The organism is Acinetobacter sp. TYF_19 (genome assembly GCF_043105125.1).
Taxonomy (GTDB): domain Bacteria; phylum Pseudomonadota; class Gammaproteobacteria; order Pseudomonadales; family Moraxellaceae; genus Acinetobacter; species Acinetobacter johnsonii.
This window is the reverse complement of sequence record NZ_JBICLH010000006.1, coordinates 1-11,093: the sequence shown is the minus strand read 5'-3', so window position 1 is coordinate 11,093 and position 11,093 is coordinate 1. Positions and strand designations below refer to the sequence as shown.

Below are 11,093 nucleotides of genomic sequence, written 5' to 3'. Positions count from 1 at the left end.
TACTCTTTTTTATATCGAACTCAGGTTATTCTAAGTAAATTACTAGGGATTAAACATTGGCAATTCTTAGCACTCAAGCCAATACTTATGTCAGCCCAATGCACCTGATCAACCTCATCCCACAACAACAGCGCAAAAAAAAGAGCCTCAATTGAGGCTCTTTTTAATCGCTATTACAAATTATGCATTTGTTTCAGCTGGAATTTTTGGATAGCTTACGCCGCCCATTTGCTCTGCAATACGTAAAACTTGGCAGCTATAACCTACTTCGTTATCGTACCAAACATATGCAGTTAAACGGTTGCCCGAAGTGATTGTTGCTTGCGCATCAAATACACCTGCTGTACGCGAACCGATAAAGTCAGATGATACAACTTCAGTCGAGTTGGTATAACCAATCTGACCTTGAAGGCTAGAGCTGATTGAGATTTTACGAATGTATTCATTCACTTCATCACGATCAACTTCTTTATCTAAAGTTAAGTTCAAAATCGCAAGTGAAACGTTTGGTGTTGGAACACGTACAGAGTTACCTGTCAGTTTACCTTGAAGTGCTGGAAGTGCTTTAGCAACCGCTTTAGCCGCACCTGTTTCAGTAATTACCATGTTCAACGTTGCAGCACGACCACGACGGTCTGCTTTATGGTAGTTGTCGATTAAGTTCTGGTCGTTTGTAAACGAGTGAACTGTTTCAACGTGACCATTCAACACTGTGTATTTGTCATGCAAAACTTTAAGTGTTGGTGTAATCGCATTCGTTGTACAGCTTGCAGCAGAGATAATCGTATCTTCATCAAGAATGTCAGCTTGGTTCACACCAAATACAACGTTCTTCATGTCGCCTTTACCAGGTGCAGTCAAGATCACACGTGCAGCGCCTGGGCACTTCAGATGTTGCGCAAGACCTTCAGCATCACGCCATTTACCCGTGTTGTCGATCACTAACGCATTGCTAATACCATAATCGGTATAATCAACTTCAGTTGGGTTTGACGCATAAATCACTTTAATGAATTGACCGTTTGCAATGATTGCTTCGTTTTCTTCATCAACAGAAATCGTACCAGAGAATGGACCATGGATTGAGTCACGGCGTAATAAAGACGCACGTTTTTCCAAATCACCATCAGATGACTTACGAACCACAATCGCTTTTAGGTTCAAACCACGGCCAAGACCAGACTGACCAATCATTAAACGTGCAAGAATACGACCGATACGACCAAAACCGTAAAGGACAACGTCACGACCTTCTACTGAAGTCGCACGACCTTCTACAGATTTAACAGCGGCTGCAACAAATGCGTCAACATCGCCACCTTGCTCTTTAAACGCAACGGCTAATTTGCCTAGATCAATTTCAGCAGTACCGATATTTTCAATTTTAACCAACGCTTCAAGAATTGGGAACGTGTGTACAACTGAAAGCTCAACGTCCATCATACGAGTGAAACGGTGCGCTTTTAAAATTTGGATAACTGAACGGTTAACTAAAGAACGTCCAAACACTGAAACCACAATATTTTTTTCACGGTAAAGCTGACCGATCAAAGCGATCATTTGTTCCGCGATTTCTTCACGGTTTTTCCAGCGACCTTGGTGTTCTGCGTGTAGGGCGATGATAGTCTCTTTGCTCACAGATACGTCCTCTAATTAATTTAATCTAAGCATAAATTTTAAAACCCAACAATTGTAAAGGATTTAACGCCAAGTTTGAATCGAAAGCTGTAAATGCATGATGTTTTTTGTCGTATATTCATTATTAATTTAAGAAATGATTGCATTTAGTCTTATGATTTTGCAGTATAAAAATTAGAAAAATATTTTTTTAGATAAAAAATAAACAGTTACACATATGATGTTTTATCAAACAGTCAACTATTCTTAAAGGGCAATAAACAAATCAGGAACTTGCTTATCGCCCAAATTCCAGCGCAATGATAGCTCCGAACATCATCAAATTAGTCTGAATTTTGCTGTTTTTCAAAATGCTCAATATTTCGTTCAAGCTGTTTTTTATTTTGTTGCTGTTTATATAAATGCAACACACCTTCAATAATAAGTAATAAGACTGCGAACCAAATTGGAATATAGGTAAACCACTCACCCGCCTCTATACGCTCTCCCATGGCAACTGATGCTCCCGCCAGTAAAACAGGCTCCAAATAACTCAGCAAACCAAAGATCACAAAAGGTAAATAACGACTCGCGAGTATATAACTTCCGAGTCCCATTGCACTTAAGAAACCCAGTCCAATGACCGCCAAAATCAGGTGTGGAAACTGTTGTATCAAAGCCAAACTATCGCTATGCACGAAGCCCAAATAAAATGCGACAGGTAAAATTAAAAACAGATCCCACCAGAAGCCACCCAAATGATCCGTTTTACAAACACGGCGCAGGAAGAAATACAAAGGATAAGCCAAAGCGATATAAACCGTTTCCCATGCCATGCTACCAATACGCCAAATTTCATGTCCCACCCCAAGCACAGCAAAGGCTACCGCGGCCATTTGCCAGCGGGATAGTTTTTCCTTGTAAAGGATGCAACCAACCAATACCATGACCAAAGGCAGCAAAAAATAGCCAAGCGACACCTGTAGGCCACGACCATTCATGGGCCCCCATAAAAATAGCCACAACTGCGTGGTACATAAAACCGAACTAAACAATAACCAAGCAATCATCCAAGGTTGTTTAAACATACGCTTAAACAACTCCGAAATGAGTTTTAAATCACCACTCCACCACATGAATACGGTTAAAAAGGGTAAGGTCGAAAGCATACGCCAAGCAAAAGTTTGCTCACTATCTAAGGGCTTTAAAAAAAAGGTATAAAAATACAAAACCCCAAAAGTGATGGATGCTAAAACCGATAGTGCAACACCTTTATACATCCTTCACTCCACATTGATTTACACAATTTTAATAGGCGCCGATTATAAAGCGTTCGACTGTATAAAGCTTTATTATTCAAGTTTTAAAATACGTATATGAAACTAAAAAAGCCATGCTTCAGCATGGCTTTCAAGGCTTAATAGATTTTATTTTTGCAATTGTTTGGTATGAATCAGATCATTCAAGTCATAACCCACTGACTTTGCATATTCTAAGTATTCATTAATGACTTTTTGGTCTGGTTGAGGTGAGCGAGAAAGCACCCACATATATTTACGGCGTGGCTCACCCACTAAAACCGTTTCATAGTCATCATCAATTTTTAAAATCCAATAATCCCCGCGTGCCACAGGTAACCAACGCACCGCCTCAGGTAAAAAACTCACTTTCAACTTACTATTAAAAGGTGGGTTTTGTACAAATGCTTCACCTATGGACTGCATCAGCTTACCATCTTGAGCATAACAGCGGTTATCTACTGTCACATTGCCATTTTCATTCAGAGTATAAGTAGCCGAGACATTAGTTCCGCATTTATTTTGGAAGTACATGGGCTTACGTGCAATTTCGTACCAAACACCCAAATAACGGTCTAATTCAACCTTATCCACCACGGCTAAGGGTTTGCTCTGGGCATAAGCCATGGTTGCCATGCCTAACCCTACTAAAATAGCACCACCTACAGCAATTTTGGCAAGCGTAAAACCCGCCTTTGGAAGATTTGCAGACATAAACTGTACCTTTTATATTTCAGAATTTATGATCTAAAAATAAACATCTCTTTAAAAAATAATGCTTTCTGTCCAAATTACTGTAGCGTTATGTAAATGCAACTTAGCTTAGAAGTTGTGCTTTTAAGCGCAAAATTTCATCTCGCAGACGTGCAGCTTGCTCAAACTGTAGCTCTTTAGAAGCTTTTAACATTTCCTTTTCCAGCTTGGTTAAGTGCTTGGCAAGAAGTTTCGGATCAGACAGCAAGTGCTGCTCATCTGCACTGAGCGTTTGGTGTTGATCTGCAATACCACTTTCAACTTGATCATCTGTCAGCACTTCGCCTGTATCAATATCCTTTTTATTTTGTCTAATGGTACTGCGCGGAATAATGCCATGCAGCTCATTAAAGGCCATTTGTTTTTCACGACGACGGGCTGTTTCATCGATGGCTTTTTGCATCGAATCGGTAATCCGATCACCATATAAAATCGCTTTGCCTTTTACATTACGTGCTGCACGCCCAATGGTTTGAATCAAAGACCGCTCAGAACGCAAGAAACCTTCTTTGTCCGCATCCAAGATAGCCACCAAAGACACTTCAGGCATGTCCAAGCCTTCACGTAGTAAGTTGATCCCGACGAGAACATCGTAGACACCTGAACGTAAGTCATGAATAATTTTCACCCGTTCAACGGTATCAATATCTGAGTGCAGATAGGCAACTTTGACGCCATACTCTTTCAAATACGAGCTTAAATCTTCTGCCATACGTTTGGTTAAGGTGGTTACCAAAACACGCTCATCTAGATCTTTGCGGATATTGATCTCAGACAAGACATCATCAACTTGAGTCAATACTGGACGCACTTCAATTTCGGGGTCAATCAACCCTGTAGGACGAACCACCTGCTCAGCTATTTGCTCGGCTTTTTCAAGTTCGTATTTGGCCGGTGTTGCACTGACATAAATTGTTGCTGGGGTAATCCGCTCCCACTCTTCAAACTGCATTGGGCGGTTATCTAAAGCACTAGGAAGACGGAAACCATAATTCACCAAGTTTTCTTTACGCGAACGGTCACCTTTATACATCGCGCCAATTTGCGGCACAGTCACGTGTGACTCATCAATAATCAGTAAAGCATCGTCAGGAACATAATCAAATAAGGTCGGTGGTGCTTCGCCCGCAGGGCGACCTGACAAATGACGTGAATAGTTTTCAATACCGTTGGTATAGCCCAACTGCTGCATCATTTCTAGATCATAACGGGTACGTTGCTCAATTCGCTGAGCTTCAAGCAATTTGTCATGTGCATGAAAGAAACCTAAACGCTCTTTTAACTCTTCACGAATCGTGCCGATGGCGCGCTCTAAATTATCTTTCGGTGTTACATAGTGACTTTTTGGATAAATGGTTACACGCGGAACTTTACGGACCAGTTTGCCTGTCAGTGGGTCAAACCAACGAATCGAATCGACTTCATCATCAAACAACTCGATTCGAATCGCATGCTGGTCTGATTCCGCAGGGAAAATATCGATAATTTCACCGCGGATACGATAGGTACCACGTAAAAACTCAAGCTCATTACGGCTATATTGCATTTCCACCAAACGTCGAATGATGTCATCACGTGCGATACGATCGCCCTGTACAATATGTAGCAACATGCTCATATAGGCATTAGGGTCACCCAAACCATAAATAGCAGAAACTGAAGCAACAATAATTGCATCGCGACGTTCTAAGAGAGAACGTGTTGCAGATAAACGCATTTGGTCAATGTGGTCATTGATCGCAGAATCTTTTTCAATGAATGTGTCTGAAGATGGGACATAGGCTTCAGGTTGGTAATAGTCATAATAACTGACAAAATATTCGACGGCATTGTTCGGAAAGAAAGATTTGAACTCACCATAAAGCTGTGCAGCTAAGGTTTTATTATGTGCCATGACAATGGTCGGACGTTGCGTCCGCGCAATCACGTTGGCCATGGTATAGGTTTTACCAGAACCGGTAACCCCAAGTAACAACTGGTCGTGATAGCCCTTTTCTATTCCAGCAACAAGCTTTTCGATGGCTTGCGGCTGATCACCTGCGGGTTGGTAATTGGTGACTAAATCAAAAGGTTGTTTCTCACTCACAGACATATCCCAAGATTTGCTTCTTCAACCGACTATTTTAACAGATTCAATCCCGAGCAATTCTTGCTTTTAGATTTTTAATGTAATTTACTGAAAATATTACAAAGATTTTTCACTTGACCCCCCCGTATTTCAAGGGCAACATGAAGTGAAGAAGAGCGAAAAATCAGAGCCTATGACTTACCAATATCATGACGAAAGCATCGTCAAAAACCTAGATGAACATACCGTATTTGTGTTTGGTAGTAACATGGCAGGTCAACATGCTGATGGCGCTGCCCGAACTGCACTTGAACACTTTGGCGCAATCAAAGGCGTCGGACGTGGTTGGTCAGGGCAAAGTTATGCCATTCCCACTATGAACGAACACTTACAACAAATGCCGCTCTCGCAAATTCAACACTATATTGATGACTTTAAAATCTATACCAAAAATCATCCTAAAATAACTTACTTTCTAACCTCTATTGGCTGCGGTATTGCGGGTTATAAAGTTGAAGAAATTGCTCCTATGTTTAAAGGCATTTCTCATAATGTTATTTTCCCCGCATCATTTCGCCCATTTGTGGAAAGAACTCTGCCACGTCTAAGTAAAAAGTTTTTGCATACTATTTTTAACGATGCTGTGATTTTCAGTACCCAAAATGATGACATGCTGATTCAGCATTTGGCCTTAACCGATAATGAAAAAAGTTTAGCCAAAATTATTCTCAACACACGCATGTATCCAACCGACAGTAATGGCCGTGATCGTGTGTTTGAAATTGAAGATATTTTACATGCGCTGTCTGGGAAAATATTTGATTTTGAGACCAATGCTGAGGGACGCATGCTTTTTGGTGGTGCCATTCTAGCGCTGTTGGAACTTTATAATATCAATGAGCAAGACTTCATTGAAGTTTGGCAAGGCACACGAGAAATCGCACCACCGAAGCCTGAACATCGTGCGCGGAAAGCCTCACGTTAAATCCAATCTTTTCAAAAAGCCAATCCATCAGATTGGCTTTTTTAGTTAAAAATAATAGAGCTGTTGAACACTTCACATATCCTCCAATCGCCAACTACGACAAAAAATATGTGACGGTACTGTACCTGCTTTTCCCTTTTTAACTTTTAAAAGTTCACTTACACTCTGAATCATAATCATACTTTTCAAAAATTTAAATAAATCGTGAGAACAAATAGACAGCTTGAAGCCTTCAAATCCCAAAGAAGCAAGCATGCTCTTTTCAGTATGGCTATTGCCGTTGTCATGCTGATTACATTTTATCAACTGCCTCAATTTCAGGATTTTAGTTTTATAAATCTATCCCCTGTCTACTTTATCTTCATTGTATGCTTATCCTTCCTCAAAAAGACAAAGAACGAACAATCAAAAAAGAACAATCTCCTGTTAAATATTTTATTCATGACGGCGCCCTTCTTCATCATTAATGTTTTTTCACTTTCCAGTCTCAGCAAATTTACTGACTATTCGGCTGTGCGTATTGCAAAACATATACCCAACCCGCAACACGTCGAGGGCCAAATTCTCTTAAATAGCTACACTGTAGGCTCTGGGCGCAATAAATCACATTATGAAGATGTTGTATTAAATGAACCTTCTCAGCAGCAACCACTAAGACTGGTTTGTAATTTTATGGATCGCTTTAAGAGCTGCCCGCTATTAGAAGACTTTCAACAACAAAAAGTCAGTATTAGTTATTACACAGACAGCCGTCAGTTTATCTACCCAGAAGTTTTAGTGCTATCGGTCACAACAGACAACACAACCATCAGCAGCCAAGACTTCATGCGCATCTACCAACAACAACGAAGCAATTTTTTGATGTATTTATTCTTCATGGTATTAATTCCAAACCTGTTGGTGATCAATTTATTTTGGCGCGACCATCAATATCAACAATCACAAACTTTTCGCTATCGACCTCAAAGTATTTAGCGCTTATCAATATCAGCATATACGCTTTTTAAGCCCCAAAACCAATGGAGCTTATGCATTTTCTATGCGCAATCAATATGCATTTTTTGACTAAATCCCCCCATAAACTCACATAAATTTTAAAAATAACTTTTTTTATCACATTATTTTAAAAAGTTTTTTTAGCGCTTATACTGCTTTAAATTCCAACATAAAAACGAGATATAAATGCAATTATTGGACTCTCCTATTTTTGAATTATCTCCCATTGCCATGTGGTTAGAAGACTTTAGCGAAGTACAAAAACAATTCGATCTTTGGCGGAGTGAAGGTGTTGAAGATATTGCGTCTTTTCTGTTGGAAGACAAATCACGTATTTTAAGTTGTGCGCATAAAATTAAAGTCTTGCATGTCAACCCGCAAACCTTAAAACAATTTGAAGCCGAAAGTTTTGAAGATTTAACTGCAAACCTTGCGCAAATTTTTAAAGCAGATATGTCAAGCACTCATTTAAATGAGCTGGTCGCACTTTGGAATGGTGAGACCGTATTTGAAAATACTGCTGTAAACTATACGCTTACAGGTCATCGCCTTGACATTCGACTGCGCGGAACAGTACTTCCCGGTCATGAACACGATCTTTCGTTGCTTCTGATCACCACGGAAGACATCACGCCTTATGCCAATGCACAACGTTTAGAAGAAAAAATTCGTTTAATTGCTGAGGCACGTTTTCAATATTCGCCTACTTCGCTTTGGGTTGAGGACTTTAGCCGAGTCAAAGCACGTTTAGATCATTTACGTCGTTTAGGGATCAGTGACTTTAAAACTTTCCTTGATGTCCACAATGACTTTATTAATGAATGTCTCAAAGACATCATGGTTACCGATGTCAACCAAGCCACACTCGATTTGTTTGCTGCACGTGACAAAGATCATTTACTTAAAAATCTGCATAAAGTCTTTCAAAACGAAACCCAACAAACCTTTCGACATCAGTTGCTCGAACTGTGGGATGGCAATATTCAACATAACTGCGAAGCGGTTAACTACGCGCTCGATGGCAGTATTCGCCATGTGCTGTTACATTTTGCCGTGTTTCCAGGCTTCGAAGACGATTGGGGTATGGTTCAACTAGCACTCACCGATATTACTGCACGTAAAAAAGCCGAAAAATATCTTGAGTATTTAGGCAAACATGATGTCTTAACCAAACTTTATAACCGCTCTTTCTATAGCGCAGAAATCAACCGACTTGAGCGCAATAACCTGCGCCCTGTGTCTTGTATTTTCCTTGATATGAATGGCTTAAAAGCAATCAATGACAACCTCGGCCATGATCAAGGTGATAGCTTATTACGCCGTATGGGTAATACCCTGAATCAGTTAATTGAAAATACCCAATACTCAGCATCAAGGATCGGTGGAGATGAATTTGTGGTGCTATTACCTGCCGCCGATGAAGCCGCATTGAACCATTGTATTGAAAGTTTGCATGAGCTTTTAATGGTAGATAACCAATTTAATAATCATCAACCTATTAGTGTGTCGATTGGCACTGCCACCAGCCAGCCAAATGAACGGGTTGAAGATATGCTTAAACGTGCCGACACTGCGATGTATGAGCACAAAAAAACCTACTATGCAGAAAATGATCGACGGGTTACCAATTACAACCCAGCGAATGATCAATAAAAAAGCGCCCTAAACAGGGCGCTTTTTTATCTCAATGGCGAATCAACGTTTACCCATTGAACGACGGGTGCCACGTGGTGGCATCCAAGTACGATCTGCATACTGTTCAGGTTTTGGACGAACCTGATTATGTGCAACATCGTCAGCACTTTGTTCTGCATTTGGCATTGGGAATGGGAGATTCACCAAAGGTTTTTTTGAAGTAGGCTGTTGCTTACTCATGACCATCACTCTCATCAAATTGCGCTTATTTTAAAGTTTTTTTCATAAAGATGCGAGAAACTTCCTAATTCTGTACATTTTTGAAATCATTAATTCAAAATTGAATTTTTTTTATGTTTTTTGCAGAAAATCTGTGTTTTTAAACGCCTTGCTTGAGTTTTTTAAGCTAAGATAGTGTGCTTTTTATTTTTTAAACCCTATAAGAAGGAATACTGCCGTGGACGTACGTCTCTCTGATCGTGTGAATGCCATCAAACCGTCCCCAACTCTTGCTGTTACCAACAAAGCTGCTGAATTAAAAGCGGCTGGCAAGAACGTTATTGGCTTGGGCGCAGGTGAACCTGACTTCGACACCCCACAACACATCAAAGATGCAGCAATTGCAGCGATTAACAACGGTTTCACAAAGTACACCGCTGTAGATGGTACGCCTGGCCTTAAAAAAGCGATTATTGCAAAATTCAAGCGTGACAATAACCTTGATTATGCTGCAAACCAAATTTTGGTTTCTTGTGGCGGCAAGCAGTCATTCTTTAACTTAGCATTAGCTTTGTTAAACAAAGGTGATGAAGTGATCATCCCTGCACCATTTTGGGTAAGCTACCCAGATATGGTGATTATCGCTGAAGGTGTTCCTGTTATTGTAAAATGTGGTGAAGAACAACGTTTCAAAATCACACCTGCTCAACTTGAAGCTGCGATCACAGACAAAACGCGTTTAGTGGTTTTAAACAGCCCATCAAACCCAACAGGTATGATCTACACTAAAGCTGAATTAGAAGCTTTGGCTGACGTTCTTCGTAAATACCCTGAAGTTTACATCGCTTCTGATGATATGTACGAACCAATCCGTTGGGATGACGAATTCTACAATATCGCAACAGTTGCACCAGACCTTTATGACCGCACAATCGTGTTAAACGGTGTGTCTAAAGCGTATGCAATGACTGGCTGGCGTATTGGCTATGCAGCGGGCCCTGCAAAGCTTATTGGCGCAATGAAAAAAATCCAATCTCAATCAACTTCAAACCCAACTTCTATTTCACAAGTTGCTGCTGAAGCTGCGTTGAATGGCCCTCAAGACGTTCTTGAGCCAATGATTGAAGCATTCAAACGTCGTCATGACTTAGTTGTTAGCGGTTTGAACGACATCAAGGGTATTTCTTGCCTACCTGCTGATGGTGCATTCTATGCATATGCAAACATCCGTCCATTAATTCGTGCGAAAGGCTTAAAATCTTGTACAGAATTCTCTGAATGGTTATTGGAAGAAACTGGCGTTGCCGTTGTTCCTGGTGATGCATTCGGCTTAGGCGGTTTCATGCGTATTTCTTATGCAACTGCTGACGAAGTACTTGTAGATGCGCTTGCACGTATCAAGAAAGCGGCTGATTCAATCGAAGGCGTAGATGCTGCTATTGCTTCAATTGCTGCTGAAAAATAATTTAACCCTTTAAAGTTAGATTAGAGAAACCCGCGAAGTTCGCGGGTTTTTTATTTT

9 protein-coding genes are annotated in these 11,093 nt (G+C 40.4%); 4 read left to right on the top strand and 5 right to left on the bottom strand.

Annotated features, from left to right (window positions below; translation table 11 throughout):
- Positions 1-180 precede the first annotated feature (180 nt).
- The 4 genes from ACF8FD_RS00265 to uvrB all read right to left on the bottom strand — a co-directional run bounded on the left by ACF8FD_RS00265 (position 181) and on the right by uvrB (position 5,754).
- Positions 181-1,638, bottom strand: coding sequence for a glyceraldehyde-3-phosphate dehydrogenase (locus ACF8FD_RS00265; RefSeq protein ID WP_234303712.1), 1,458 nt, complete (start codon positions 1,636-1,638; stop codon positions 181-183).
- A 323-nt stretch (positions 1,639-1,961) separates the two neighbouring features.
- Positions 1,962-2,897 (bottom strand): EamA family transporter RarD, encoded by a 936-nt coding sequence (gene rarD / locus ACF8FD_RS00260; protein WP_234303713.1) that lies wholly within the window; start codon positions 2,895-2,897, stop codon positions 1,962-1,964.
- Between the two features lie 147 nt (positions 2,898-3,044).
- The gene (locus tag ACF8FD_RS00255) at positions 3,045-3,629 is read right to left on the bottom strand and encodes a lipocalin family protein (RefSeq protein WP_234303714.1); all 585 of its coding nucleotides are present in this window, start codon (positions 3,627-3,629) and stop codon (positions 3,045-3,047) included.
- A 103-nt stretch (positions 3,630-3,732) separates the two neighbouring features.
- A complete protein-coding gene (gene uvrB / locus ACF8FD_RS00250) occupies positions 3,733-5,754 on the bottom strand; it encodes an excinuclease ABC subunit UvrB (RefSeq protein ID WP_279679359.1) in 2,022 nt (673 codons plus the stop codon).
- 175 nt (positions 5,755-5,929) lie between these two features.
- On the opposite strand from uvrB, the gene ACF8FD_RS00245 reads away from it, so the two are divergent.
- The 3 genes from ACF8FD_RS00245 (at position 5,930) to ACF8FD_RS00235 (ending at position 9,370) form a co-directional block, all read left to right on the top strand.
- Positions 5,930-6,721 (top strand): hypothetical protein, encoded by a 792-nt coding sequence (locus ACF8FD_RS00245; protein WP_234303716.1) that lies wholly within the window; start codon positions 5,930-5,932, stop codon positions 6,719-6,721.
- A gap of 441 nt (positions 6,722-7,162) precedes the next feature.
- Entirely contained in the window at positions 7,163-7,696 is a 534-nt protein-coding gene (locus ACF8FD_RS00240) for a hypothetical protein (RefSeq protein WP_234303717.1), read from the top strand.
- 207 nt (positions 7,697-7,903) lie between these two features.
- Positions 7,904-9,370 (top strand): sensor domain-containing diguanylate cyclase, encoded by a 1,467-nt coding sequence (locus ACF8FD_RS00235; protein ID WP_234303718.1) that lies wholly within the window; start codon positions 7,904-7,906, stop codon positions 9,368-9,370.
- A 42-nt stretch (positions 9,371-9,412) separates the two neighbouring features.
- Here the strand turns inward: ACF8FD_RS00235 and ACF8FD_RS00230 are convergent, their stop codons facing one another.
- Positions 9,413-9,592 carry a hypothetical protein gene (locus ACF8FD_RS00230; protein ID WP_004693646.1) on the bottom strand — a complete coding sequence of 60 codons (180 nt, stop codon included), beginning with the start codon at positions 9,590-9,592 and terminating at the stop codon, positions 9,413-9,415.
- Positions 9,593-9,809: 217 nt separating this feature from the next.
- On the opposite strand from ACF8FD_RS00230, the gene ACF8FD_RS00225 reads away from it, so the two are divergent.
- The gene (locus ACF8FD_RS00225) at positions 9,810-11,036 is read left to right on the top strand and encodes a pyridoxal phosphate-dependent aminotransferase (RefSeq protein WP_058869424.1); all 1,227 of its coding nucleotides are present in this window, start codon (positions 9,810-9,812) and stop codon (positions 11,034-11,036) included.
- Positions 11,037-11,093 lie beyond the last annotated feature (57 nt).